Source organism: Georgenia muralis, from assembly GCF_003814705.1.
Lineage (GTDB): Bacteria > Actinomycetota > Actinomycetes > Actinomycetales > Actinomycetaceae > Georgenia > Georgenia muralis.
The window spans coordinates 154,556-178,932 of record NZ_RKRA01000001.1 but is presented as its reverse complement, the minus strand read 5'-3'; the positions used below and the strand labels follow the sequence as shown (position 1 = coordinate 178,932).

The following is a 24,377-nucleotide window of genomic DNA, read 5'->3' as shown; positions in this document are numbered from 1 at the left end:
GGCCCCACGATTTGCTCCGCGAGGAGCCGGGGACGTAACCTGGAGTCACCGACGCGGGGTGGAGCAGTTCGGTAGCTCGCCGGGCTCATAACCCGGAGGTCGCAGGTTCAAATCCTGCCCCCGCTACGAATCAGGCCCGGGAATCTGCGGATTCCCGGGCCTGAGGTGTCTAGAGATTTGATCCACCCTCCACAAACCCTCCACTTTGACCTCTCCGTCGAGGTCGGGTCGGGTCGGCCGTGCGGTCGACGCCGGTCGCTGCTGGGGTGTCACGGCTGCCACGGCGTGCCCGGCGCACCTGGCAGGCATGGGAACCTCAACGACACAGTGGGGCGGGCTGGACCCGCTCCTGGGCGTCCAGGACCTTGCCGAGTACCTCGGCGTGCCTGTGCGGACGATCTACGACTGGCGCCAGACCGGGCACGGCCCGCGTGGCTTTCGGGTCGGCCGGCACCTGAAGTTCGCCGTCTCCGACGTCGTGGCATGGTTGGACGCCCAGCGGGCCGCGACGCCACGCGATCGTCTGGCGAGGTGACCTGAGGTGGCACGGCCCCGCACCCCGATCGGCACGTTCGGTGACATCGAGTTCACCGCCCTGGCGAACGGGGTGGTCCGCGCCCGGGTGCGCGTCAGGGACCTCGACGGTCGACTCCGGCGGGTCGAGGCCAGCGGCACGACGCGCAAGGCGGCAGAGCACCGCCTCAAGGAGAAGCTCGCCCGCCGGGCCGACTACGCCACCGGGACCGGAGAGCTGACCCCCGACACCTCCTTCGGGCACCTCGTCGACATCTGGCTCGAGGATCTCGACCTCGAGGGCAAGCTCGCACCGAGCACCAGAGCGCTCTACGAACGCAACATGCGGCAGCTGGTGATGCCGGCCTTCGAGCACTACACCTTGCGCGAGATCAGCGTCCGCAAGGTCGACAGGTTCATCAAGGCGCTGGCCACCACCAGGAGCTACAGCATGGCCAAGCAGGCGCGCACCGTCCTCAGCCTCGCCCTCGGCCTGGCGGTCCGCTACGACGCGCTCAGGGAGAACCCGGTGCGGGACACGGCCCGGCTCAGGAAGCCGCCGACTCGGGCGATGGCCCTGACCCTGGACCAGGTCGACGCGATCCGGGCCGCGGTGCGGGGATGGCGCCGAGAACCAGGGATGCCCGGACCGCCGCCGGACGGCCAGCTCGACCAGATCATCGAGGTCATGCTCGGCACCTCGGCCCGGATCGGTGAGGTGCTGGCGATCCGCAAGTGCGACGTCGACGTCACCGTCTCGCCCGCCACCGTGCGGCTCAGCGGGACGATCGTCTCCCCGACGGGTAAGCCGACCCATCGGCAGCCGCACCCCAAGACCGCGAAGTCGGCCCGCACCGTGGCGGTGCCGTCGTTCACCGCTGAGGTGCTGCGCCGGCGGCTCGTCGCGATCGCCGACGAGGACCCGGAGCACCTGATCTTCTTCAGCCGCAACCACACCCCGCTGACCACCAACAACGTGCGCCGTCGCCTGCGCGCCATCCTGGACGAGGCCGGCATCGCGGGTGTCACGCCGCACTCGTTCCGTCGGACCGTCGCGACGGTGATCGACCGGGCGGGCGGTGCGGACCTCGCGGCCGAGATGCTCGGCCACACTTCGTCCCAGATCACCAAGGAGCACTACATCGAGCCCGACGAGAAGGTGAACCCGGTGACCGCCGAGATCCTCGAGTCACTGGCTCCTCGTGACAGCAGCAACGACGAGAACTGAACGCCCGGCGTGGTCGTGAGGAGTCCTCACCACCGCTCTCTTCCCCCGAGGTGCCGGCCCCACCGCGCACTTACCCGGGGATGGTGGCCGCGTCTGCGGTCGTGACGAGTCGTCACCACCGCTCTCTTCCCCACGGGTGCGGTCGTCGGGGAGCGTCGCGTTGCCGGCGTCCGGCTCATGTGTGCGATCGCGGGTTCCATGGGTCTAACTCTCGCGTGGGTGCGTTGCCGAGAACGTACGGGGTGCCTGACCCCGTACGCACCCCGTACGCACCCCGTACGCACCATGGCGGCGCATATCGGCCCAGGCCAGGGTGCGTACGGGGAAAGGTCGCCGCGTGTTGGCGACCGGACCTGAGGTCACTCCTCTCCGCCTTCCTGCGGTAGCTGGTCGACCAGCGCGCCCACGCCGGCGACAACGTCCGAGATGGTCCGTTCGACTATCAGGTGTGCCTACGACGCCAGAGGCCCATGCCACCGACGTGCCGTCCGTCCGGTGTCGCCCGGGAGACGCGTGGCGGAGCCGACCTCCGCGTGGACGGCTTGCCCGCGTCCCGGCCACCCGGGAGGGTCCGCGACGGTCGCCGGTGGTGGTCCTCACACCTCTGGCACCCGAGGTGGACTGGGTCGCGCACCTGGTGGGTGTGACGGTCTCGATGCGGGTGGTCTCGGCGGGCAAGGGGTACGGGTACCTGCTGCGGTCGGTGGTGCAGGGCGACGGCGACGCCGCCCAGGCGACGGCGCTCACCACGCGGTACTTCACTGAGGCGGGCACACCGCCGGGGGTGTGGATGGGGAAGGGGGTCGCGTTCTTCGGGGCGGGGGAGCTGCGCCCGGGGATGGCGGTGACTCCCGAGCAGCTGCAGACGCTCCTAGGGCGCGGCAACGACCCGGTCACCGGGGCGAGCCTTGGTCAGCCTTTTCGGGAGTACCCGAGCGTGGTCGAGCGGACCGCGGCGCTGACCGCCCGGGTGGACCGGGCCCTGCCGGCGGGGGAGTTCGACGCCGAGGTGACCCGCATCCAGGCCTCGCAGGCCGCGCGGGGGCCGCAGACCGCGACGGCGGGGTTCGACCTGACGTTCTCGGTGCCGAAGTCGGTGTCGGTGCTGTGGGGCCTGGCGGACGCGAACACCCAGGAGCTGATCGTCGAGGCGCACCAAGCCGCCGTCGCGCAAGTGCTCGACTTGTTCGAGCGGGAGGTCGCGGCCACCCGTACCGGGCACGCCGGCATCGCGCAGGTGCCCGTCGTCGGGGTCGCCGCGACGGCGTATGACCATTGGGACTCGCGCGCGAATGACCCCCAGCTCCACACCCACGTGGTGGTGTCGAACAAGGTCATGGCCGCCCACGACGGGCGGTGGCGGACCCTGGACTCCCGGGCGGTCCACCACGCGATGGTCGGCCTGTCCGAGCACTACAACGCCGTCCTGGCGGACCGGCTCACGGGCACGTTCGGTTTGTCGTGGGAGCGGCGCGAACGGGGGGAGGACCGCACTGCGCAGTGGGAGATCCGCGGCGTCGGCGAAGACCTGATCGCCGCGTTCTCCAGCCGGGCCCGGGCGATCGACGTCGCCACGGACGCGAAGATCGCCGCCTACGTGGCCGAGCACGGGCACCGCCCCACCGGCCGGCGGATCGTGCAGCTGCGTGCGGAGGCCACCCTGGACACTCGGCCCGAGAAGACCATCCGTGCCCTGTCGGAGCTGACGGCCGAGTGGCGGACACGCGCGCGGGACCTGGTGGGGGGCGACCCCACGGCGTGGGCACGCAGCCTCACCACGACCCGAGAGCCCGCGCGAACGCTGACCGGGGAGTCGGTGCCGATGTTCCTGATCGACCAGGCCGCCGCCGACGTCGTGGACGCGGTCTCGGAGCGGCGATCGACCTGGCGGCACTGGAACCTGGCCGCGGAGGCCTCGCGCCGGACGCTGGGCTGGCGCTTCGCCACCGCCGCGGATCGCGAACAAGCCATGGCGCTCATCACCGAAGCCGCCACCCGCCGGTCGGTCCAGCTCAACCCGGGCGAGGTCGCCATCACGCCAGCCGGGATGCGACGGGAGGACGGCACCAGCACCCTGCGGCCCCGGCACTCGACCTACTACTCGAGCGAGCGGCTGCTCGGCGCGGAGGACCGGCTGCTCGCCCTCGCCGAGGACCACGATGCGGCGCTCGTCGTCCACAAGCACACGGTCGAGACCACGGCCGGAGCTCGGGGTGGCGGCGTGGTGGTCGACGGGGAGCAGGCCACCGCCATCACGCAGATCCTGACCTCGGGTCGGCGGCTGGATGTGTTGGTCGGTCCGGCCGGAACCGGGAAGTCGACCGCGATGGCCGCCCTGGCCGCTGCCTGGACCGCGGCGCACGGACCCGGGTCCATGGTCGGGATGGCGCCGTCGGCCGCCGCCGCCCAGGTGCTCGCCGGCGACCTCCGCATCGGGTGCGACAACACGGCCAAGTGGGTCCACGATCACGCTCGCGGCCGGGCGGACTTCCGCCCGGGCCAGCTCGTCATCCTCGACGAGGCCACCCTCGCCTCCACCCGCACCCTGGACGCCATCGCCACCCGCGCCGCCGAGGTCGGCGCGAAGACCGTGCTCGTCGGGGACCCGGCCCAGCTGCAGTCCGTCGACGCCGGCGGCACGTTCAACATGCTCACCCAGGCCCGCGGCGCCGACCTGGCACGGCTGGTCGAGGTGCGGCGGTTCATCCACGAGTGGGAGAAGACCGCGTCCCTCGCCCTGCGCGACGGCGACCCGACCGCGATCGACGCCTACGACAGCCACGGCCGCATCGTCGAAGGCAGCACCGACGCCATGGTCGACGCCGCCTACCAGGCGTGGCAGCACGACCTGGCCGCCGGGCGGTCCTCCATCCTGGTGACCGAGGCCGCGGAGTCCGTGCGGCACCTCAACGAACGCGCCCGCGCCGAACGCATCCAGCTTGGCCTGACCGCCACCGGCCGCCAGGTCCGGCTGCGCGACGACGCCCGCGCATCCGTCGGCGATGTGGTCATCACGCGCCGCAACGACCGTCGCCTGCGCACCGGCCCCGGCACCTGGGTCCGCAACGGCGACCGGTGGACCGTCACCCACGTCGGACGCGACGGCACACTCGACGTCCGCCGGGCCGGCGGCACCGGTAGCGCGGGCGTGAGGCTGCCGGCCGGGTACGTCGCCCGGCACGTCGACCTCGGCTACGCCGTCACCGCCCACCGCGCCCAGGGCCTGACCGTCGACACCGCCCACGTCGTCGTCTCGCCGTCCACCACCCGCGAGAACCTCTACGTCTCCATGACCCGCGGCCGCCACGCCAACACCGCCTACGTCGCCATCGACCAGCCCGACCCCCTCCACGCCCCTCGAGCCGAGACCGAAACCTCCGCGCGGACCGTGTTGTTCGGAGTGCTCAACCACTCCGGGCTCGAGCTCTCCGCCCACCAGACCATCACCGCCGAGCACGAACGGTGGACCGGCATCGCCCAGCTCGCCGCCGAGTACGAGACCATCGCCGCCACCGCCCAACAAGGCCGCTGGACCAGGCTCGTCACCGACACCCTCACCGGCACAGGCGGGCTCACGACGGCCAAAGCCGCCCAGGTCACCGAGTCTGAGGCCTTCACCGTCCTCACCGCCGAGCTGCGCCGCGCCGAGGCCAACCGCCACGACGTCGCCACCCTGCTGCCGCGCCTGGTCGCCCAGCGGACCCTGCTCGACGCCGACGACGTCGCCGCCGTCCTCGCCGCCCGCCTCGCCCGAGCCACGGCGCGGCCCGCACCTGGCACGACCCCGGACCTCGTCGCCGGACTCATCCCCGCCGCATCCGGCCCGCTACCCCCCGATGCCGCCCTCGCCCTGGCCGAACGCCGCCACCTCATCGAGACCCGCGCTCACACCCTCGCCGAGACTGCGATCCGGGACCGGGCACCCTGGGTGTCCCGAGTCGGGGAGCGACCAACCGGAGCCGGCAGTTATGAGCGGTGGCTGAACCAGCTCGCCGTCGTCGCCGCCTACCGCGACCGGTACACCATCACCAGCCGCGCACCGCTCGGACCCTCGACCCACACCCTCGCCCAGGAACGCGACCGGCACCGGGCCGCCGAAGCCCTGCACCTCGGCCAGGCCATCACCCACACCCGCAGGGCCGACGTGATCAGGGCGCAAACCCACACGCGCAGCTTCTAGCCTGTCGCCGGCCCGTCCGAATCGGGCGCGCGTACCTGCCCGAGGAGAACGATAGCGTCCGACAATGGGACCCGTCCGCGCTCGGAGCTTGTGGCCTCGCCCCGGTCGAACTGCTGCCACCCCCGGCTCGGTGATCTACGGCCGATACGTGGGGCGGTGTCCCGGCCGGCCACGCGACCTTGGCCTGCGCGCTCTCGGGCCGGGTGGTCCGTCCGGTCCCGGAGAACCCCACGGAGATGACGCGGGAGTCGATCACGTCCGCGGACGTTGCCGTTGAGGCCGACCTGTTCCGCACGTTCGCCGAGGATCTGGGCCTCGACGTGGCGACCTACGACCGGGCGGTCGCGGACCCGGCGACGCTCGAACGGGTCCAGCAGGACATGAACGACGCTCTGGCGCTCGGGGTGCAGGGCACACCGACGTTCTTCCTCAACGGCAAGATGATCGCACCGGCGACCACCGACGAGTTCCGCAAGTTGATCGATGACGCCCTTGAGGGCTGACGAGGTGTCGCCGCAAGCCCAACGAGGTGACGGCCTGGGCGACGTCTCCGCCCACGCCGGCGGTGGTACGACGCGCCAGCTCGCACTGCTGCTGGCTCTGGGAGGGCTGGTGGGTCTGGTCTCGGCAGTGGTGCTGCTCGTGGAGAAGATCGCCCTGATCGCCGACCCCCGCTACGTGCCCAGCTGCAGCATCAACCCGGTCCTGAGCTGCGGCTCGGTCATGACGACCCCGCAGGCCGAGGCCTTCGGCGTGCCGAACCCGCTCATCGGTGTCGCGGGCTTCGCTGTCGTCACCACCGTCGGTGTGGGACTCCTTGCCGGTGCTCGGTACCGGCGTTGGTTCTGGCTGGGCCTCCAGGCCGGCGTCAGTTTCGGTGCCGTCTTCGTGCACTGGCTGATCTTCCAGAGCCTGTACCGCATCGAGGCGCTGTGCCCCTACTGCATCGTGGTGTGGATCGTGACCATCGCGCTGTTCTGGTACACCACTCTGCGCAACCTCACCGCCGCCCACGCCTCCCTGCCCCGACTGACGCGCCGGGCGACCGAAGTCGTCGCCGGTTACCACGGGGTCGTGCTCACCGGCTGGTACCTGACCATCCTGGCGCTCATCCTGTTCCAGTTTCGGACGTACTGGCAGACCCTTCTCTGACCCGGGCGTGACGTCCTGGGCGCGGCGCACGGGCCGTGATCGAGAGCAGGTCGTGCCGCTGCACGCTCAGCGATCCGGCTCAACGACGCCGGCCAGCCGTCCGACGCCAGGTACGAAGCGTCCTGCGGTCCGGGCGTAGGTAAGGTATGCCTTCCCGTGCACCCGCACCAGGTACGGCTCCTCGACGAAGCGAACCTGCAGCTCGACCGCGACCACCAGGGCGAGCAGGGCGGCCATGGTCACGACACCGGGAACCATCAACATCATGCCCAGCAGGGCCGTGACCATCGCGGAGAAGACGGGGTTGCGAATCTTGGCGAAGGGCCCGGAGGTCACCAGGTCGGTGCGCTCGCTCGCGTCGACGCCGATACGCCAGGAGCTGCCCATTCCTCCCTGAGCGATCAGCACACCGACCATGGCGGCGGCCACTGCGAGCAGACCTACCCAGCTGAGCCATCCCGGCGTCCACGCGAACACCTCGACGGTGCCCGACAGGGCCAGGGCAGGACCCAGTGAGCCAAGCACCAGCGCCGCGGCGAAAAGGACGCCGCCCCACCACTCGAGCGACCCGATCGGGCCGGAGATCCCTCGGAACCCGCTCGAACCGGTCCGGCGGCGATGCACCCACGACCGATTCACGAACGCCGCCACGAGACCGGCGCCGTACAGGCCCAGGGCCAGCCACGCGGCCACACCCGTCGACATCATCCTGCGCCATCCCTTCGCGGCTCCGCGGCCCACGGTCGAGGTTGATCCACGACCGGGCACCGCCTAGTATCGCTCTATGACGATGCAAGCAGCAAACTCCGATTTCAGCGGCGAGCGAGGTGTGGTCGACCCCGCCGTTCTCGCACCGGCGGCGGCGTTGTTCCACGGGTTGTCCGACCCGGCCCGGTTGGCGATCCTGCAGCACCTGACGATGGGGGAGCACCGGGTGCGGGACCTGACCGAGCACCTGGGTCTGGCCCAGTCGACGGTGAGCGCGCACCTGGCGTGCCTGCGCGACTGCGGTCTGGTGACCTCCCGCCCGGAGGGACGGGCGTCGATGTTCACCCTGACCACCGCCCCGGAGCTGCTTGCGGTCCTTGCGACGGCGGAGCAGCTGCTGGCCTCCACCGGGTACGCCGTCGAGCTGTGCCCCAACTACGGCATCGGGGCCACCACCACGCCGGATGCCGAGCACCTGCAGCCGCACCAGAACCTGGAGACCGCCCGATGAGCGACGCCTGCTGCGCACATCCCGAGGACGAGCACACCGACACCGGCGACGAGCACCGCGACGGGCCTGGCGAGTCCGTCGAGCGGCTGTGGGACGTCGACGACATCCGCGGGGCCGCTCTCTCGGGCGTGCTGCTCCTCGCGGGCTTCCTGCTCTCCTGGACCGGGCAGGACGGCTGGGCGCTCGGGCTGAACCTCGCCGCCCTGCTGGCGGGCGCGGCCACCTTCGTCCCCGGCACGCTCCGTGCCCTGGCCAAGGGCCGGATCGGGGTCGGCACCCTGATGACCATCGCGGCGGTCGGGGCGGTGCTGCTCGGTGAGATGCAGGAGGCCGCGATGCTGGCGTTCCTGTACTCCATCAGCGAGGGCCTGGAGGAGTACTCCCTGGCCAAGACCCGCGGGGGTCTGCGCGCGCTGCTCTCCCTCGTGCCCGAGCGAGCCACCGTGCGCCACGACGGCATCGAGGTCAGCGTCGCACCCAAGGACCTGCGCGTCGGCGACCTCATTATCGTCAAGCCCGGTGAGCGCCTCGCCACCGACGGGACCATTCTCGCCGGGCGCAGCTCGCTGGACGTCTCGGCCATCACCGGGGAGTCCATGCCCGTCGAAGCCGGCCCGGGCGCGGAGGTCTACGCCGGGTCCATCAACGGCACCGGCGCCCTCGAGGTCGAGGCCACCACGACCGCGGAGAACAACTCCCTGGCACGCATCGTGCACATTGTCGAGGCCGAGCAGTCCCGCAAGGGGGCGACCCAGCGCCTGGCCGACAAGGTCGCCAAGCCGCTCGTGCCCGGCATCATGATCCTCGCCGCCCTCATCGCCGTCATCGGCTCCCTCGCGGGCGAGCCCGGGTTGTGGATCGAGCGGGCCCTGGTGGTCCTCGTCGCCGCGTCCCCGTGCGCCCTGGCGATCTCCGTCCCGGTCGCGGTGGTCTCCGCGGTCGGTGCCGCCAGCAGGTTCGGTGTGCTCATCAAGGGCGGGGCCGCCCTGGAGACCCTCGGCCGGGTCCGCACCATCGCCCTGGACAAGACCGGGACCCTCACAGCGAACCGGCCGGTCGTCGTGGAGGTCGCCACCGCCAGGGGAGCCACCCGCGAGGAGGTGGTCGCGCTGGCGGCCGGGCTCGAGGCCCGCAGCGAGCACCCCCTCGCCCGGGCCATCGTCACAGCCGCCGACACCGTGCCGGCGGCGGCCGACGTCGAGGCCGTCACCGGCGCCGGACTGACCGGCACCATCGGCGACCGCCGGGTGCGCCTGGGACGCCCCGGCTGGATCGAACCCGCCGGGCTGGCGGCCGAGGTCACCGCCATGCAGCAGGCCGGCGCCACCGCCGTGCTCCTGGAGGTCGACGACCGGGTGCTCGGCGCCATCGCCGTGCGCGACGAGCTGCGCCCCGAGGCCCCCGAGGTCATCGCCCGCCTGGGCCGCGAGGGCTACACCCTGACAATGCTGACGGGCGACAACACGGCCACCGCCCAGGCGCTGGCCGCCGAGGCCGGCATCACCACCGTGCACGCCGAGCTGCGCCCGGAGGAGAAGTCCCGCCTCGTCGGGACGCTCCGCGCTCGGGGCGTCACGGCGATGGTCGGGGACGGCGTCAACGATGCACCCGCCTTGGCCACCGCGGACCTCGGTGTGGCGATGGGCGCCATGGGCAGCGACGTCGCGATCGAGACCGCCGATGTCGCCCTGATGGGCGACGACCTCCGGCTGCTGCCCCAGGCCCTCGCGCATGCCCGCCGCTCCCGGCGGATCATGCTCCAGAACGTCGGCCTGTCGCTGGTCCTGATCGCCGTGCTCATCCCGCTCGCCCTCGCCGGTGTCCTCGGCCTTGCCGCGGTCGTCCTGGTCCACGAGCTCGCCGAGGTCGTCGTCATCGCCAACGGCGTCCGGGCCGGTCGGTCCACGGACCTGCGCACCATTGCCGCACGGACGGGGTCCCCCGCCGCGGTGCCCGTCGCCACCCACAGCTGACGAGCACGGGGGCCGACGGGCACACCCGCCGGCCCCAAGAGTCCCCTAGGAATCCCCGCCGGGTAGGGCCGTGGTCGCACGACCACGGCCCTCTTCCGTGCCCCGGTCCTCGCACACCCGTGCCGGCACCAGCGCCGGCGCTTCACCGAAAGGCAGTCATGGACCTGCTCGCCCCGATCCTGCAGGCGATCGGCCTGTTCCTGGTTACCAACATCGACGACATCATCGTGCTGTCGTTGTTCTTCGCCCGCGGCGCCGGCATGCGTGGCACCACGGGCAAGATCATCGCCGGTCAGTACCTCGGCTTCGGTGCCATCCTCGTCGCGTCGGTCCTGGTCGCCCTGGGCGCGGCCACCTTCCTGCCGCAGGAGGCGATCGCCTACTTCGGACTCATCCCGCTGGCGCTCGGACTGCTTGCGGCCTGGAACGCCTGGCGCGGGGTCGATGACGACGACGATGAGAAGGTCGCCGGCAAGGCGATCAGCGTGTGGACCGTCGCCGGCGTCACCTTCGCCAACGGCGGGGACAACATCGGCGTCTACGTCCCGGTCTTCGTCACCGTGGGCACCGGCGCGATCGTGGCCTACTCCATCGTGTTCCTGGCCCTCGTGGCCGTGCTGGTGCTGCTGGCGAAGTTCGTCGCCACCCGCAGGCCCATCGCGGAAATTCTGGAGCGCTGGGAGCACGTGCTGTTCCCGCTCGTCCTGATCGGCCTGGGCGTGGTCATCCTCGTCGAGGGCGGCGCCTTCGGCCTGTAGGCCAGGGCGACCTCGGCGAGCTTTCGAAGGAGCATCCGTGATCCACTCGCACCCGCACCTCACCGACCGCAGACGGCTGGCAACCGCCTCCACGATCACCCAGCTTGCCGAGGTCGTCGGCGATGACACCGTGGTCTTCTCGTCGCCTGCCCGGGCGGTCGAGGTTCATGAGATCACCAAGGATGAGGGAGTGTTCTCGTGACCACACAGGAATCCACGAAGGCGATCGGGGTGACCCGGGCGCGGGCCGCCTTGGTTGCCATCGTGACGCTGCTGGCCGCGGTGGACCTCAGCCTGAAGCAATGGGCGGGCGCGGCCCTGGCCGACGGCCAGGCGGTGGACCTGGGGCCCGTCGAGCTCCGCCTGGGTTTCAACTCCGGGGTGGCGTTCAGTCTCGGCGCCGACCTGCCCGCCGGTGTCGTGCTCGGCATTACCGGGTTGATCGTTGTCGCGCTGGCGGCCTTCGCCTGGCGGGCTACCCGCACCGCGACGGTGCCCGTGCGGCTAGCGCTGGCGGCGATCCTGGCAGGCGCGGTGGCCAACCTGCTCGACCGGGCCGGTGACGGGGTGGTGACCGACTACCTGCACAGCGGCTGGTTCCCCACCTTCAACCTGGCCGACGTCTTCATCACCGCCGGCGCTGCGGCGCTGGTCCTGGTCAGCCTCACCGGCAGCGACAGGGCCGAGGACTAGCGTGACCGGCCACGGTGAGCGCGCGGCGGTGAGGCGGGGGCTGACCCTGGCGTGGTTCATCGTGGTTGGGACATTACCGAGTGCGTCGTCGCCGTGACCGCCGGGGTGATGGCAACTCCAACCGCGTCGAGATCCGTCTCGGCCATGCAATCCGGGCAACCCCGCCGGCCGGTCAGGTCACCGACCACGAGCGCGCACGCCAACACCGGCAGCTCGGATCACCAACGACGGGCTTGCGGTCCGGAGATATCGAGGACGACGGCGCAGTCGGTGACACCGATCAGGGGTGTTGGAACCGGGCCCCTCCGGTGGCCGGATTTCGCAACGATCCCCGCAATCGGTCCATCACCGTCCTGCTAACCGGGCGCCAGCGTCCGGACGACTTCGCCAAGACAGTTCGGCGTAAGGCTCGGTCGGCATTGCCTGACAGGGGCATCACGACTTACCCGACGTGCGGGTCAGCGCACACACGGGTTGCCGGGATCATGACGTGGGTGCACCAAGCGGTCTGTTCGGGCCCCGCTATTCGCCCAGGTAGGCCGAGATGGCGGCGAAGAGCGCGAAGCCGGCGACGAGGGCTAGGGCGTTGAGCCGGGGCTCCTCAGTGTCTTCCTCGCCGTTCTCCCTGCTCGCGGTGTGAGCCTCGGGGACCATCTCTTCGATCACCACGGCGGTCAGGGCGCCGCCCGTGAGTGCGAGTACGGAGAGGGTGACCAGCTCCGGCGCGGAACGCAGGGCGAAGTACCCCAGGGTGGCGCCGATCAGGATCGGGATGGCGAAGGCGGCCGCCAGTGCAAGGCGCCGACTGCGCGAGACCCCCGCTCGGCGCAGGGTCGCCACCGCTGCGAAGCCCTCGGGGATATCGGCCGGCACCTGGCCTGCGGCAAGCAACAGGCCCAGCGCGGGGTTGACGACGGTGCCAGTACCGATCATCACGCCGTCGCTGAACAGGTCGAGCGATACCCCGGAGAAGATCGCCCACGGACCCGACTGTCCGTCGGGGGCGAACCTGGCCTGGACATAGCCGATCACCTTGTCCAGAGCGAGGAAAAACCCGCCGCCGCCGACGAACGCGACGATCGGCACCCACGGTGTGGACGACGCCAGCGCCTCCGGCATCAGCTCGAGACCGACGACGGCGAGGACCACCCCAGCAGCGGCGTGTAGGGCGACACCCAGTCCGTTGCCCGAGACACGGAACGCCTCCGAGGCCAGGCCGCCGAGGAAGTTCCCCGCCGCGGGCAGTGCCGCCAACGCCAGGACAAGCAGGTATCCCTCCATCCGGCCGATCCTTGCAGCACCTGGTCAGTACGGCATTCCACCGGAACCGAGCACTGGTTTCCCCGGCCCTGCTCAAAGTGCCGTCACGGGCCGCATCCCGCGGGCAAGCCGCGCGTACGACGGGCTGCCGTCCGCAACGCCCGGATGAGAGTCGGGAAGCTGCGGATGATGGGATCAGCCAGAACGCGGGGCGTACATGATGACGGCGACCCCTGCGAGACAGAGGACCGCGCCGGTGAGGTCCCAGCGGTCCGGGCGGAAGCCGTCGATGAGCATGCCCCATGCGAGTGAGCCGGCGACGAACACTCCGCCATAGGCGGCCAGGATGCGGCCGAAGTTGGCGTCGGGCTGGAGGGTGGCGACGAACCCGTAGAGCCCGAGGGCGATGGCTCCCGCGCCGATCCACACCCATCCCTTGTGCTCTCGTACTCCCTGCCAGACGAGCCAGGCGCCGCCGATCTCGAACAGCGCGGCGATGACGAACAGCAGAACGGAGCGCAGCGGCATGGGTGGTCCCCTCTCGACCTCGAGGAGACGCTATCGGGAATGAGTTGTCTCCATCCGCACCCGGCAGGGACCAAGGTGCTTGCGAGTCGATGAGGGACGGCGCGGAGGATGGGCGGACGCATCGCTGACACGAGCCGGCGAGGTTGGCCTCTGCGGTCCACGATGGCCGACGCATTCATGCTGCTCATGACCGCCAGACCGCGGCCACCGCGACCCCGCGGCCTCTCCGGCTGTGCCCCGCGACGGCGATTTGCTGCGTCCGTGCAGGACGCCGGCGGCGTGTGTTGCCCAGCAGGCGCGCGGTTGACTCGATGGCCCTCCACTTACCCTCCAGATTGAGTCGTCACAGACCGTCATCGATCGGCTAGAGTCGGAGCTGCCAACTAGGAGATTTCCTGATCAATACAAGCGAACCCGCTCTTTCCCGAGCCAACCGGCGGTAGCCGAGAGGCCCTCGATTCGTTCCGGAGGTCGCAGGTTCAAATCCTGCCCCCGCTACCGATGACGAAGGCCCGGACCACATGGTCCGGGCCTTTGTCGCTGCCGTCGCGGAGGACGGCGTCGGGGCGGCGATCTTGTTCGCCGCGTCCCAGGACGCCGAAGTCGTTGGTGGTGAAGTACAGGATGTCGTCGGGCCCCTGCTCGATGTCCTCGAGGAAGCAGTCGCAGTCGACCCGCAACTCGGTGATCTCGCCGGTGGGCACGATCATCCCGATGATGCTGTGGAACGTGCCTGCGCCATCGGGGTCGGGGCCCGGCGTGAAGTCCTGCCCGCCTTCGGTGAACCAGAGGTTCCCGTCGGAGCCCGGGGTGATGAACCTCGGCTGGCTCACCTCGGTCGGCACCTTACGTCTTGTACTTCATGACCCCCGCGGCCTGGACGGGGAGCGTTCCCAGGACGACGGCGCCGCCCACCAGCGCAGCGAAGAGCGCGGTGGCCGAGCGATGCGCCTCTCGGCGCCGGTACGGCGGCTCCCTTCGGGACAGTCGTCGGCCGCCTCCGCCCTCGGGCCCGGCGTGTGGTGGCGGGCAGGGGGACATGGGGCCTCTTCGTCGTGGCCTGCTCCCGGGATCCGGGAGGTGCAAATGTCCGCTCCGGGGGGTCGGCTGTCAAGACTCGTCAGCTCCGGCGCGACCATGCGCTCCGGGCCCGGCCCCGGCCCCGGCCTCGTCCGCGTGACGCGGAATACTCGGCACTCGTATTGAGTTGAACGTTCAAGTACGTGTACCGTGACAGCATTCCGACCGACGACCGAGGGACCAGACCCATGAGCCAGACCGTCGCGCCGATCTCAAACCGGCCCGTCGAGGACCTCCTGCCCGCAGCCACCGCCATGGGCAGCGTCACGTTGCTCGTCGGCGACCTCGACCTCATGACCACCTACTACCGCGACGGCGTCCTGCTCCAGGTGCTGCGTGCCGAGGGTGACGAGGTGTCGCTCGGCCGGCACGGCGTCGAGCTCCTCGTGCTGCGCCACGACCCGTCGCTGCCGCCCGGGTCCCCCCGCAGCGCGGGCCTGTTCCACACGGCGTTCCTCTTCGAGGACCACGCGTCGCTCGCGGCCGTCGTCGCGTCGCTCGCCGTCCGGGCCCCCCGCACCTTCGCCGGGTCGAGCGACCACCTGGTGTCCGAGGCGTTCTACTTCACGGACCCTGAGGGCAACGGCGTCGAGCTCTACGTCGACCGCCCTCGTGACGCGTGGGTCTGGACCGGCGACCGCGTGAAGCAGGTGGCGATGGCCACCCACTACCTCGACCCCAACCGCTTCCTCGCCGAGCACCTGACGGACGAGGCTCGTGACCTCATCACCACGACGGACCGGACGGTCCCCGCGACGCTGCCGGGTGCGGTCGTGGGGCACGTGCACCTGCAGGTGGGCGACGTGCCCACGGCCCGGGACTTCTACGTCGCCATGCTCGGCTTCGAGGAGACCACGACCTACGGCACCCAGGCGCTGTTCGTCGCGGCGGGCGGCTACCACCACCACATGGCCATGAACACCTGGAACAGTGCTGGCGCCGGGCCGCGCGTGCCGGCTCTCGGCCTCGGCACGGTGGACATCGTCGTGCCCACCGCGCAGGACGTCGCGGCCCTGTCCGAGCGCATGCGCGGTCACGGCGTCGACGTCCGGCACGACGGCGCGGTCCTGCGCCTCAACGACCCGTGGAACAACCTCATCGAGGTCCGCGCGGCCTGACCGGCGGCCTGACGGCGGGTCCGGCCGGCGGTTAGGCCCGCTGTCTGACTCGGGCGCGTGGCGCAGGCGTGAGCCTGCCGCCCCGCGAAGTCAGGCGCGCCCGTACGTCGTGAACCGGTAGCGCAGCCCGTTCGCCGCGGTGTGCCAGCCGCGGTCGGGGTCGGCCGACAGGACGGCCCAGACCGCGTCGTCGATCGCCGGGGCCCGGGTGTCGCCGTCGACGTCGATGTCGATGTCGGTCACCACGAGGGTGTCGGCCCGGTCGATCACCTGGGCGAAGACCTCCGCCCCGCCGATCACCCACACGTCCCCGTCGCCCGCCCGGGCCAGGGCGACGTCGAGGTCGTCGGCGAGGAGTGCTCCGTCGACCTGTGCACCGCGACGGGAGAGCACGACGTTGGTCCGGCCCGGCAGCGGTCGGTAGCGCGGGTCGAGGGAGTCCCAGGTCGCCCGGCCCATGACCACGGCCGAGCCGGTCGTGGTCCGGCGGAAGTGGGCGAGGTCCTCCGGCAGGTGCCAGGGCATGGTGCCGCCGGCGCCGATGACGCGGTCGTGGGCCTGGGCCCAGATGAGGCCGAGCATCACACGGCCACGGGGGCCTTGATGGCCGGGTGGTGGCGGTAGCCCACGACCTCGACGTCGTCGTAGGAGTACTCGAACAGGCTCGGGGCCTTGCGCAGCTCGAGCGTGGGGAAGGGGTACGGCTCGCGGGAGAGCTGCTCGCGCACCTGGTCGACGTGGTTGTCGTAGATGTGGCAGTCCCCGCCTGTCCAGACGAGGTCGCCGACCTCGAGACCGGCCTGCTGGGCCATCATGTGCGTGAGCAGCGCGTAGGAGGCGATGTTGAAGGGCACGCCGAGAAAGAGGTCCGCGCTGCGCTGGTAGACCTGGCACGAGAGCCGGCCCTCGGCGACGTAGAACTGGAAGAAGGCGTGGCACGGCATGAGCGCCATCTGGTCCAGCTCGGCGACGTTCCAGGCCGAGACGATGATCCGGCGCGAGTCCGGGTCGGAGCGCAGGGTGTCCAGGACCTGCTGGACCTGGTCGACGTGGCCGCCGTCGGGGGTGGGCCAGGAGCGCCACTGGACGCCGTAGACGGGACCGAGCTCGCCGTCGTCGTCGGCCCACTCGTCCCAGATGTGCACACCCCGCTCCTGGAGGGTGCGGGCGTTGTGCTCCCCGCGGAGGAACCAGAACAGCTCCTCGGCCACCCCGCGTAGGAACACGCGCTTGGTGGTCACCAGCGGGAAGCCGGCGGTGAGGTCGAAGCGCATCTGGTGGCCGAAGACGCTGCGTGTCCCGGTGCCCGTGCGGTCGCCCTTGGCGGTGCCGTGGGCCAGGACGTGCCGGAGGAGGTCCTCGTAGGCGGTGCTGCTCGCCGTGCCGGGCTCGCCGACGGTCGTGGGCTCGGCGGTGGTCTCGACGTCGCGGGTCTGGCTCACCGGGTCATCGTAGGCGCGGGCCACGGCGCGCTGCGCGTCCCGGGCCGCGCCGTGTCGTGTCGTGGGGCGCCCGGCACGGCGGGTGGACGTGCGGAGGGCGCGGCGCGCGGTGCGCGCCGCGCCCGTGAGCTGGACCCGGTGGATCAGGCGGTCGAGCCGGACTCGATCGTGCGTGCCTCACCGCGGTCGAGGGCCGGGGTGTGCGCGACCTCGATCTTGCGCGGCCTGGCCTCCTCCGCCATGGGCAGGGTGAGGGTCAGCACGCCGTCGGCGTAGCCGGCGTCGATGTTGTCGAGGTCCACCCCGTGACCGAGGGTGAGCTGGCGGGCGAAGGTGCCCGTGGGGCGCTCGCGGGAGAGCCACTGCAGGCTCTCGGGCTCCTCGGCCGCCCGCTCGGCACGGATCGTGAGCGTGCGGTCCTCGACGTCGATGTCGATCGTGGCGGGGTCCACCCCCGGCAGGTCGACCCTGGCGACGAAGGACTCGCCGTCGCGGTACAGGTCCATCGGCATCGGGTGAGCCGTGGGCACCTGACGCAGGACCGTGTCGAGCCAGCGGTCCATCTCTCGGAAGGGGTCGGTTCGCAGGATCATCTCAGTCACCTCCAGGTGCTCGGGCCCGGGTGTCCCGGGCCCTGGCGGGCACCGGCCCGAACTGGTGCCGGGCCGGTGTGTGGTCGGGTGGTCGCGGGTGCCGGCTTGCAGGCCGCGGTGGGGCACCCGTCGGCCGGACTACTGGTCGATCGTCGCCGTGGACCCGGTGTGCGCGACCTGGATCTTGCGCGGCTTGGCCTCTTCGGCGACCGGGATCGTCAGGGTCAGCACGCCGTCGGCGTAGCCGGCCTCGATCTTGTCCAGGGCCAGGCCGGTGCCCAGGGTGAGCTGCCGGGCGAAGGTGCCGCTCTGCCGCTCGTGGGAGAGCCACTGGACCTCGCCGGCGGTGGCGGTGCGCTCCGCGCGCACGGTCAGCGTCCGGTCGTCGACGTCGATGTCGATGGACGACGGGTCCACACCCGGGAGGTCGAACTTTGCGACGAACGCCTCGCCGTCGCGGTACAGGTCGAGCGGCATCCCGGGGGAGGAGGGCGTCTGGCGCATCGTGGCCAGCATCTGGTCGATGTCGCGGAACGGGTCGAATCGGTTGGCCATGGTTCCACCTCCACGTCTGGTGGGCCCGGGCGGTCCGGGCCGCGTCGCCCGCCGGGGTCCGGCGGTGCTTCCGAGATCAGTTCTAGCACTCTCAGCTGGTGAGTGCTAACGCTTGGAGGGTCTGTTTCGCTCAGGACGAAAAAGTTGAGCATGATCGACTCAAGTCCGGACGTTATCGCAGGTGAGCCCGGCACCTATGGTGCACCAGACGCCGGCGCGTGCTGTGCCAGGTCTCCGCTCATGACGGTCGCGACCCGGCTGATTCCTCCGTCCCCGACTGAGAGTGGTGGGCGGGGATCGTTCGGTCACCGGGGGATCGTTCGGCGACGAGGGGATCGTTCGCCGGGGACGTCCCGGCTCCCGTGGATCGTTCGGCGACGAGGGGATCGTTCGCCGGGGACGTCCCGGCTCCCGTGGCTGAGAACGGCCGCGCGAGGGAGGACCACGCCGGGGTGACGCTCCAGGGGGCCCTTGGTCCCTGTCTTGCCCGGCACCGGTGACGGCACGGTGGTGGGACGGATGCCGGAGGAGGTGCGTGATGCGCGTGCTCGTCAGCGTCGCCAGCAAGCACGGCGCCACGGCCGAGATCGGCGAGCAGATCGCCGAGGTCCTCGCCGCCGCCGGCCACGAGGTGGTCGCCAGGGCCCCACAGGACGTCGCCGACCTCGAGGGCATCGACGCCGTGGTGCTCGGCAGCGCGGTCTACGTCGGCCGGTGGATGGCACCGGCGCGTGAGCTCGTCGAGAGGCTGGGCGCGGACCTGGCACGCCGTCCGGTCTGGCTGTTCTCGTCCGGGCCGGTGGGGGATCCGCCCAGGCCCACGGAGGAGCCCGCCGACGGCGCGGCCGCGGTCGAGGTGACGGGCGCCCTCGAGCACAAGGTCTTCGCCGGCCGCATCGAGCGGACGAGGCTCGCCTTCGGTGAGCGCACCATCGTGCGGACCCTGCACATCCCGGACGGCGACTTCCGCGACCGCGACGAGATCGCCGACTGGGCCCGATCCGTCGCGCGCCGGCTGGACACCCCCGCCTGAGCGGCGTCGCGGCGGGGGCCGCGACGCCGCAGCGAAAGCGCCTACGCCCGCGTGCGGGCGGGGACGCCGAAGCGACGGCTGATCCCACGGGGCGGGCACGCCGCCGAGGAGGCGCACGCCCGCTTACGGGCTGGGGGCGGCGGACCCGGTCCCGTGCGGCGGCCTCACCCCGCCGGGGCGCCTCAGGCGGGGACGGGGTCGGCGAACCGCGCCGGTACCGGGCCGAGCGCCTGCGCGGTGCCCTCGACCACGTTGCGGGCGAAGACCCGTGTGCCGTAGAAGCCGACCACGGCACCGACCCCGAAGGGGGCCAGCCGGCCCAGCGCCAGGGCGCCGACCCGTCCCACCCCCCAGGTGAGCAGGCGACCGGTGAGTCCGCGGTTCACCGCCCGGACCGTCCCGAGCGGCAGCTTGGTCAGCGCACCCTTCGCCCAGTAGAGCGTGCCCAGGCCGAGCTGGCCCTGAACAGCGGCGGCGCCCTCCTCGCCGAGGAGGGAGGCCAGCAGCAGCAGCCGGCGACGCTCGGCGTCGTCGACCTCCACGCCGTGGAGGGACGCCACGGCCATGACGTAGTCGCCGGAGGCGTTGAGGAAGCTCCCGAGCTGCCCGGCGGTGAGGACCCCCGCGGTCACGGTCCCGAGGGCGGGTACCGCCGCGACTGCGCCGACCGCGCCACCGAGCCGGGCGACGCGCTTGACGTAGCGCTCGTCGAGGAGGCGCAGGACCTGCCCGGGGGTGGCGCCGGGGTTCTCGCGCCGCAGCTCGGCGAGCACCTCGTCGGCGCGGTCGCTGCGCGCGACGGCCCGGTCGAGGAGCCGGTCGACGGCCGCCCGTGCCGCCCTCATCGGGGGGTCTCGCTTGTGAAGACGGTGCGGTAGGTGGCACCGGCGCCGAGGGTCCGCCCGACGGTGCAGCCCCGCTCGATCGCGGAGGTGCCCCGCTCGACGGCCTTGTCCCGGGTGGCCTCGTCCACCGAGCCGAGGTCCGCGATGACCTCGACGTCGAAGGACTCGTAGCGGTTCTCGTCGGCGTTCTTCTCCACCGACACCACCACCGTGCCGTGGAAGTCGTCGCCGAGGGCGTGGGCGAGGCGGTGGTCGGTGGACTGTCCGACGCAGCCCGCCAGCGCGATCTGGAGCAGCTCGCCCGGGGTGAAGACGCCGGGCGCGTCACCGTTGCCGATGAGCACCTCGGCGCCTCGGAGGTTGCGTCCGGTGAAGGTGCGGGTACCGGTGCGCTCGGCCCACAGGGCCGGCCGATCGGTCTCGTCGGGTTCGCTCATGGGCCGATCGTCGCACGTCCCCGCGCCGCCGTCGCGACGACCGCGCGCCGCCGTCGCGACGACCGCTCGCCGCCGTGGCGACGACCGCGCGCCGCCGTGGCGACGACCGCTCGCCGCCCGCCACGCCCGCCGATACGTTGAACCCGTGCCTTCGAACCAACCCGCGCTGCCCGAGTCCGTCGTCGTCGTCCTCTTCGGCGCCACCGGCGACCTCGCGAGCCGCATGGTCCTGCCCGCCCTGCACGAGGTGCACGACCGTGGCCTGATGCCGGCGCACTGGCGTCTCGTGGGCTGTGCCACCGACGTCCTCGACGACGACGGGTTCCGCGACCTCGTCCGCGCCTCCCTGGAACGCTCCGAGCTCGGCGTGCCCGCCGGGTGGGACCCCTCGGCCGTGCGCTACGCCGGCGGGGGCTTCACGGCCGAGGACTCCGGCGAGCTGCCGACGGTGCTGGCGCAGGTCCGCGAGGAGCTCCGCGACACCGCCGGTACCGAGCCGGTCGTCCTGCACTTCCTCGCCGTGCCCCCGGTCGCCTTCGCCGCCATCACCAAGGGACTGGGAGCCCACGGCCTCGCCGACGGTGCCCGGGTGGTCTTCGAGAAGCCCTACGGCACCTCCGCCGAGTCGTTCAAGGAGCTCGACGCCCTCGTGAAGGAGGTCCTCACGGAGGACCAGGTCTTCCGGATCGACCACTTCCTGGGCAAGGAGGGCGTGCAGACCATCTACGTCCTTCGGTTCGCGAACCAGCTCTTCGGCTCGGAGTGGAGCCGGGCCAGCATCGACCAGGTCCAGATCGACGTCCCGGAGGATCTCGACGTCGCCAACCGGGCGACGTTCTACGAGGCCACGGGCGCCGCCCTGGACATGCTCGTCACCCACCTGTTCCAGGTGGCCGGGCAGGTGGCGATGGAGCCGCCCGCCGACCTGCGCGACCCGGAGTCGGTCATCGCGGCTCGTGAGGCGGCGCTGCGCGCGTTCCGGCCGCTCGACCCGGTCGAGGACGTCGTCCTCGGTCAGTTCGAGGGCTACACCGACATCGAGGGTGTGCCCTCGGACTCGGTGCAGGACACCTTCGTCGCCGCCCGGCTGTGGGTGGACACCGAGCGGTGGCGCGGCGTCCCGTTCCTCCTGCGGACCGGCAAGCGCATGGCACGCAAGACCCAGCGGATCACGCTCGTCCTCAAGCCGCCGTTCGGCCCGCTCGCCGGGGAGCTGTCCGAACCCAACACCATCGAGATCTGCTTCGCCGGGGACGGCGAGATCCGCCTGGGCATCACCGTCAAGACGCCCGGTCCCGACCTCACCTTCTCCCCGGGCAAGGCGGTGCTCGAGCTCGACGACGTCCCCGGCGGCGAACCGATCTCGCCCTACGCCTCGCTCATCCACGACGCCCTGATCGGCGACCGGTCGCTGTTCACGACGGCGGAGGGCCTGCGGGCCGCGTTCGCCGCGTTCGCACCGCTCCAGGGTGAGGCGCGGCCGCAGCCGGAGCCGTACGCCCCCGGCACGTGGGGGCCGGCCGCGGCGCACCGCCTCGCCGCCCCGCACCGATGGATGCTGGGGGAGTAGGAACCTGTGGCCCACGTCACGGACGGAGTAGGGTGTGGGCCGCACCTGGCTCAACGGCGAGCCAGGCGCCCTCGACCTGGGCGGCACCTCGGCCCCGATCCGACCGGCACCGTCAGGCGCGATCCGGGCGGCACCGTCAGCGGGCGAGGTGCTCCAGCCCCAGCTCGCGCTCGACGTCGACGACCTGCTGCACCGTCCGCACGGCGGCCTCCTCGATCGGCCCGCCGAACAGGGGCACCGACGCCGTGACCTCCCCGGCGTAGGTCTCGGTGCAGCCGGCGGCCGTGGCCTCGAGGCGCTGGGTCCCCGCCACGCGGACCGGCACACCGTGGATGTCCAGCGCGAGGGTGGAGTGCCGGGCGCCCCCCGCCCCCGGCTCCTCCCACGCCTCGACCATCCGCACGTCGAGGGAGTCGCCGACGACGGAGCGGAAGGCTGCGGGCACGATCGTCGTCGGCATCTTCATCCGGGTGGTGATGGTGAACGCCCGCCCCTCGCGGTGGACCTCGACCCGGTGCTCGAGCGCGCCGGCCCGCTCGGCGCGCGCGCCGGCGAACTCCTCGTCCGCGAGCATGGCGGCGACGGTCTCGACGTCGGCGGGGTAGTCGATCGTGGCGGCGAACTGCACGGGGCGCTCCTCGGTGCGGCGGCCGGTCCGGGGCGAGGGACCGGCCGTCAGCGTAGCGGGGGGTGTGCGCACCCGCCGCCGGACCGCGTCGCCGGCTCCCCTACGCTGGAGCGGTGCCGACCCTCGCCAACATGATCGCGATCGCCTCACCTCTCGAGCCCGCAGAGGTCGACTGCATCCACCAGCTGGTGGGCGACTGGCAGGTCGTCGCCGACCTCGCCTTCGCCGACCTCGTGCTGTGGCTGCCCACCGAGGACGGCTCCTTCGTGGCGGGCGCGCAGTGCCGGCCCTCGACGTCGGCGACCATCCACTACGACGACGTCGTGGGGTCGGTGCCGAGGGAGCCGCGGCGCCAGCTCATGCGCCAGACGATGGCCGACGGCGGGGTCCACCTGCGTGCCGAGCACGACCGGTCCGAGCGGGGTATCCGCGAGGTCGTCGTCCCGGTCGTCCACGAGCACCGGGTCATCGCGATCATGACGCGGGAGTCGGCGCTGCCGGCCTCGCGGGTGCCCTCACGGCTGGAGATCTCCTACGTGGAGATCGCGGACGTGCTGTGCGCGATGATCGGACGCGGCGAGTTCCCCCAGCCGCAGGCCCCGGCGGGCAGCCGGCGCGGTGCGCCGCGCGTGGGCGACGGCCTCGTGCGGCTCGACGCCGAGGGACGGGTGGTCTACGCCAGCCCCAACGCGGTGAGCAACTTCCACCGTCTCGGGGTGATCGGCGAGCTCAAGGGAGAGGTCCTGGCAGAGGTCGTCACCTCGCTCCTGGAGGACCACAGCACGGTGGAGGAGACCCTCGCCGTGGTGATCATGGGCCGGGCCGCATGGTCCACCGAGGTCGAGGCGCGCGGGGTGAGCCTGTCGCTGCGGGCGGTGCCGCTGACCGACCACGGCGAGCGGCGCGGCGCCCTGCTCCTGTGCCGCGACGTCTCCGAGGTCCGTCGGCGCGAGCGCGAGCTCATCACCAAGGACGCCACGATCCGCGAGATCCACCACCGGGTGAAGAACAACCTCCAGACGGTCTCCGCGCTGCTGCGCCTGCAGGCCCGGCGCTCGACCAACGCCGAGACCAAGTCGGCGCTCGGTGAGGCGACCCGGCGCGTCGCGACGATCGCACTGGTCCACGAGACGCTCTCGCAGAACATCGACGAGGTCGTCGACTTCGACGAGGTGTTCGGCCGGGCGCTGCGCCTGGCGGCCGACGTCGCCTCGCCGGACTCCTCCGTGCGGACCGTCGTCGACGGCACCTTCGGGGCGGTGGGGGCGGAGGCGGCCACGGCGCTCGCGGTGGTGCTCACCGAGCTCGTCACCAACGCCGTCGAGCACGGGCTCAAGGGCCGCTCGGGGACGGTCACCGTCCACGCCGAGCGTGAGGGGTCACACCTGCACGTCTCCGTCCGCGACGACGGCGTCGGCCTGGACACGGACCGGGTGCACTCCGGTCTCGGCACGCAGATCGTCTCGACCATGGTGAACAACGAGCTGCGCGGGAAGATCAGGTGGAAGGCGGTGCCCACGGGGGGGACGGAGGTCGTGCTGCGCGCGGACCTCAGCGCCCGCTGACACGACG

General features: G+C 71.8%; 25 protein-coding genes and 1 tRNA gene. 15 read left to right on the top strand and 11 right to left on the bottom strand.

Annotated features, from left to right (window positions below; translation table 11 throughout):
• Nucleotides 1-52: 52 nt before the first annotated feature.
• The 6 genes from EDD32_RS00805 (at nt 53) to EDD32_RS00780 (ending at nt 7,073) form a co-directional block, all read left to right on the top strand.
• Nucleotides 53-126: transfer RNA gene (locus EDD32_RS00805), tRNA-Met, on the top strand.
• A gap of 181 nt (nt 127-307) precedes the next feature.
• Complete coding sequence (locus EDD32_RS00800) at nt 308-535, top strand: helix-turn-helix transcriptional regulator (RefSeq protein ID WP_123913760.1); 228 nt, start codon at nt 308-310, stop codon at nt 533-535.
• A 6-nt stretch (nt 536-541) separates the two neighbouring features.
• Nucleotides 542-1,741 carry a tyrosine-type recombinase/integrase gene (locus EDD32_RS00795; RefSeq protein ID WP_123913758.1) on the top strand — a complete coding sequence of 400 codons (1,200 nt, stop codon included), beginning with the start codon at nt 542-544 and terminating at the stop codon, nt 1,739-1,741.
• Between the two features lie 589 nt (nt 1,742-2,330).
• On the top strand, nt 2,331-5,921 hold the full coding sequence (gene mobF / locus EDD32_RS00790) for a MobF family relaxase (protein WP_211338680.1): 3,591 nt from the start codon (nt 2,331-2,333) through the stop codon (nt 5,919-5,921).
• Between the two features lie 236 nt (nt 5,922-6,157).
• Complete coding sequence (locus tag EDD32_RS00785) at nt 6,158-6,424, top strand: DsbA family protein (protein ID WP_123913756.1); 267 nt, start codon at nt 6,158-6,160, stop codon at nt 6,422-6,424.
• On the top strand, nt 6,405-7,073 hold the full coding sequence (locus EDD32_RS00780; protein ID WP_123913754.1) for a vitamin K epoxide reductase family protein: 669 nt from the start codon (nt 6,405-6,407) through the stop codon (nt 7,071-7,073). Before EDD32_RS00785 ends, EDD32_RS00780 begins: the two co-directional genes overlap by 20 nt.
• Nucleotides 7,074-7,139: 66 nt before the next feature.
• Here the strand turns inward: EDD32_RS00780 and EDD32_RS00775 are convergent, their stop codons facing one another.
• Nucleotides 7,140-7,778, bottom strand: a complete 639-nt coding sequence (locus EDD32_RS00775) for a methyltransferase family protein (RefSeq protein WP_123920012.1) — start codon at nt 7,776-7,778, stop codon at nt 7,140-7,142.
• Nucleotides 7,779-7,857: 79 nt separating this feature from the next.
• Here EDD32_RS00775 and EDD32_RS00770 point away from each other — a divergent pair, with 79 nt between their 5' ends.
• The 5 genes from EDD32_RS00770 to lspA all read left to right on the top strand — a co-directional run bounded on the left by EDD32_RS00770 (nt 7,858) and on the right by lspA (nt 11,716).
• Nucleotides 7,858-8,292, top strand: a complete 435-nt coding sequence (locus EDD32_RS00770) for an ArsR/SmtB family transcription factor (protein ID WP_123913752.1) — start codon at nt 7,858-7,860, stop codon at nt 8,290-8,292.
• Nucleotides 8,289-10,265 (top strand): heavy metal translocating P-type ATPase, encoded by a 1,977-nt coding sequence (locus EDD32_RS00765; RefSeq protein ID WP_123913750.1) that lies wholly within the window; start codon nt 8,289-8,291, stop codon nt 10,263-10,265. The genes EDD32_RS00770 and EDD32_RS00765 overlap by 4 nt, the downstream gene beginning before the upstream one ends.
• Before the next feature lie 158 nt (nt 10,266-10,423).
• Nucleotides 10,424-11,023 (top strand): cadmium resistance transporter, encoded by a 600-nt coding sequence (locus EDD32_RS00760; protein WP_123913748.1) that lies wholly within the window; start codon nt 10,424-10,426, stop codon nt 11,021-11,023.
• 37 nt (nt 11,024-11,060) lie between these two features.
• Nucleotides 11,061-11,225, top strand: coding sequence for a hypothetical protein (locus EDD32_RS18680; protein ID WP_170175151.1), 165 nt, complete (start codon nt 11,061-11,063; stop codon nt 11,223-11,225).
• Nucleotides 11,222-11,716, top strand: coding sequence for a signal peptidase II (lspA, locus tag EDD32_RS00755; protein WP_454778306.1), 495 nt, complete (start codon nt 11,222-11,224; stop codon nt 11,714-11,716). The genes EDD32_RS18680 and lspA overlap by 4 nt, the downstream gene beginning before the upstream one ends.
• Nucleotides 11,717-12,238: 522 nt before the next feature.
• Here the strand turns inward: lspA and EDD32_RS00750 are convergent.
• The 3 genes from EDD32_RS00750 to EDD32_RS00740 form a co-directional block, all read right to left on the bottom strand.
• On the bottom strand, nt 12,239-12,997 hold the full coding sequence (locus EDD32_RS00750; protein WP_123913744.1) for a ZIP family metal transporter: 759 nt from the start codon (nt 12,995-12,997) through the stop codon (nt 12,239-12,241).
• A 174-nt stretch (nt 12,998-13,171) separates the two neighbouring features.
• Complete coding sequence (locus EDD32_RS00745; RefSeq protein ID WP_123913742.1) at nt 13,172-13,504, bottom strand: YnfA family protein; 333 nt, start codon at nt 13,502-13,504, stop codon at nt 13,172-13,174.
• 479 nt (nt 13,505-13,983) lie between these two features.
• On the bottom strand, nt 13,984-14,349 hold the full coding sequence (locus EDD32_RS00740) for an NHL repeat-containing protein (RefSeq protein ID WP_123913740.1): 366 nt from the start codon (nt 14,347-14,349) through the stop codon (nt 13,984-13,986).
• 423 nt (nt 14,350-14,772) lie between these two features.
• Here EDD32_RS00740 and EDD32_RS00735 point away from each other — a divergent pair, with 423 nt between their 5' ends.
• Nucleotides 14,773-15,702 (top strand): VOC family protein, encoded by a 930-nt coding sequence (locus EDD32_RS00735; RefSeq protein ID WP_246005908.1) that lies wholly within the window; start codon nt 14,773-14,775, stop codon nt 15,700-15,702.
• A 90-nt stretch (nt 15,703-15,792) separates the two neighbouring features.
• Here the strand turns inward: EDD32_RS00735 and EDD32_RS00730 are convergent, their stop codons facing one another.
• The 4 genes from EDD32_RS00730 to EDD32_RS00715 form a co-directional block, all read right to left on the bottom strand.
• Entirely contained in the window at nt 15,793-16,284 is a 492-nt protein-coding gene (locus EDD32_RS00730) for a dihydrofolate reductase (RefSeq protein WP_123920008.1), read from the bottom strand.
• Nucleotides 16,284-17,042 carry a thymidylate synthase gene (locus EDD32_RS00725; RefSeq protein WP_246006223.1) on the bottom strand — a complete coding sequence of 253 codons (759 nt, stop codon included), beginning with the start codon at nt 17,040-17,042 and terminating at the stop codon, nt 16,284-16,286. The genes EDD32_RS00730 and EDD32_RS00725 overlap by 1 nt, the downstream gene beginning before the upstream one ends.
• Before the next feature lie 245 nt (nt 17,043-17,287).
• Nucleotides 17,288-17,734: an Hsp20/alpha crystallin family protein gene (locus EDD32_RS00720; RefSeq protein WP_454778680.1), complete on the bottom strand. Its 447-nt coding sequence runs from the start codon at nt 17,732-17,734 to the stop codon at nt 17,288-17,290.
• Nucleotides 17,735-17,875: 141 nt separating this feature from the next.
• Nucleotides 17,876-18,292, bottom strand: a complete 417-nt coding sequence (locus tag EDD32_RS00715; protein ID WP_123913734.1) for an Hsp20/alpha crystallin family protein — start codon at nt 18,290-18,292, stop codon at nt 17,876-17,878.
• A gap of 538 nt (nt 18,293-18,830) precedes the next feature.
• On the opposite strand from EDD32_RS00715, the gene EDD32_RS00710 reads away from it, so the two are divergent.
• Nucleotides 18,831-19,325 (top strand): flavodoxin domain-containing protein, encoded by a 495-nt coding sequence (locus tag EDD32_RS00710; RefSeq protein ID WP_123913732.1) that lies wholly within the window; start codon nt 18,831-18,833, stop codon nt 19,323-19,325.
• 182 nt (nt 19,326-19,507) lie between these two features.
• Here EDD32_RS00710 and EDD32_RS00705 read toward each other — a convergent pair whose 3' ends face one another.
• Together EDD32_RS00705 and EDD32_RS00700 are read right to left on the bottom strand one after the other, a co-directional pair.
• The gene (locus EDD32_RS00705; RefSeq protein WP_123913730.1) at nt 19,508-20,170 is read right to left on the bottom strand and encodes a hypothetical protein; all 663 of its coding nucleotides are present in this window, start codon (nt 20,168-20,170) and stop codon (nt 19,508-19,510) included.
• A complete protein-coding gene (locus EDD32_RS00700; protein WP_123913728.1) occupies nt 20,167-20,607 on the bottom strand; it encodes an OsmC family protein in 441 nt (146 codons plus the stop codon). The genes EDD32_RS00705 and EDD32_RS00700 overlap by 4 nt, the downstream gene beginning before the upstream one ends.
• Nucleotides 20,608-20,752: 145 nt before the next feature.
• Between EDD32_RS00700 and EDD32_RS00695 the strand changes: the two genes are divergently transcribed.
• Nucleotides 20,753-22,177, top strand: a complete 1,425-nt coding sequence (locus EDD32_RS00695) for a glucose-6-phosphate dehydrogenase (protein ID WP_246005907.1) — start codon at nt 20,753-20,755, stop codon at nt 22,175-22,177.
• A 136-nt stretch (nt 22,178-22,313) separates the two neighbouring features.
• Here the strand turns inward: EDD32_RS00695 and EDD32_RS00690 are convergent, their stop codons facing one another.
• On the bottom strand, nt 22,314-22,805 hold the full coding sequence (locus EDD32_RS00690; RefSeq protein WP_246005906.1) for a DUF2505 domain-containing protein: 492 nt from the start codon (nt 22,803-22,805) through the stop codon (nt 22,314-22,316).
• Nucleotides 22,806-22,936: 131 nt separating this feature from the next.
• On the opposite strand from EDD32_RS00690, the gene EDD32_RS00685 reads away from it, so the two are divergent.
• Nucleotides 22,937-24,370 carry a sensor histidine kinase gene (locus EDD32_RS00685; protein ID WP_123920004.1) on the top strand — a complete coding sequence of 478 codons (1,434 nt, stop codon included), beginning with the start codon at nt 22,937-22,939 and terminating at the stop codon, nt 24,368-24,370.
• Nucleotides 24,371-24,377: the final 7 nt, after the last annotated feature.

Coding starts and splice junctions, on each gene's coding strand:
- EDD32_RS00800 (WP_123913760.1), top strand. CDS start 308: ATGGGAACCTCAACGACACAGTGGGGCGGGCTGGACCCGCTCCTGGGC.
- EDD32_RS00785 (WP_123913756.1), top strand. CDS start 6,158: ATGACGCGGGAGTCGATCACGTCCGCGGACGTTGCCGTTGAGGCCGAC.
- EDD32_RS00780 (WP_123913754.1), top strand. CDS start 6,405: ATGACGCCCTTGAGGGCTGACGAGGTGTCGCCGCAAGCCCAACGAGGT.
- EDD32_RS00775 (WP_123920012.1), bottom strand. CDS start 7,778: ATGTCGACGGGTGTGGCCGCGTGGCTGGCCCTGGGCCTGTACGGCGCC.
- EDD32_RS00770 (WP_123913752.1), top strand. CDS start 7,858: ATGACGATGCAAGCAGCAAACTCCGATTTCAGCGGCGAGCGAGGTGTG.
- EDD32_RS00765 (WP_123913750.1), top strand. CDS start 8,289: ATGAGCGACGCCTGCTGCGCACATCCCGAGGACGAGCACACCGACACC.
- EDD32_RS00760 (WP_123913748.1), top strand. CDS start 10,424: ATGGACCTGCTCGCCCCGATCCTGCAGGCGATCGGCCTGTTCCTGGTT.
- EDD32_RS00750 (WP_123913744.1), bottom strand. CDS start 12,997: ATGGAGGGATACCTGCTTGTCCTGGCGTTGGCGGCACTGCCCGCGGCG.
- EDD32_RS00745 (WP_123913742.1), bottom strand. CDS start 13,504: ATGCCGCTGCGCTCCGTTCTGCTGTTCGTCATCGCCGCGCTGTTCGAG.
- EDD32_RS00735 (WP_246005908.1), top strand. CDS start 14,773: ATGAGCCAGACCGTCGCGCCGATCTCAAACCGGCCCGTCGAGGACCTC.
- EDD32_RS00730 (WP_123920008.1), bottom strand. CDS start 16,284: ATGCTCGGCCTCATCTGGGCCCAGGCCCACGACCGCGTCATCGGCGCC.
- EDD32_RS00715 (WP_123913734.1), bottom strand. CDS start 18,292: ATGGCCAACCGATTCGACCCGTTCCGCGACATCGACCAGATGCTGGCC.
- EDD32_RS00710 (WP_123913732.1), top strand. CDS start 18,831: ATGCGCGTGCTCGTCAGCGTCGCCAGCAAGCACGGCGCCACGGCCGAG.
- EDD32_RS00705 (WP_123913730.1), bottom strand. CDS start 20,170: ATGAGGGCGGCACGGGCGGCCGTCGACCGGCTCCTCGACCGGGCCGTC.
- EDD32_RS00700 (WP_123913728.1), bottom strand. CDS start 20,607: ATGAGCGAACCCGACGAGACCGATCGGCCGGCCCTGTGGGCCGAGCGC.
- EDD32_RS00685 (WP_123920004.1), top strand. CDS start 22,937: ATGATCGCGATCGCCTCACCTCTCGAGCCCGCAGAGGTCGACTGCATC.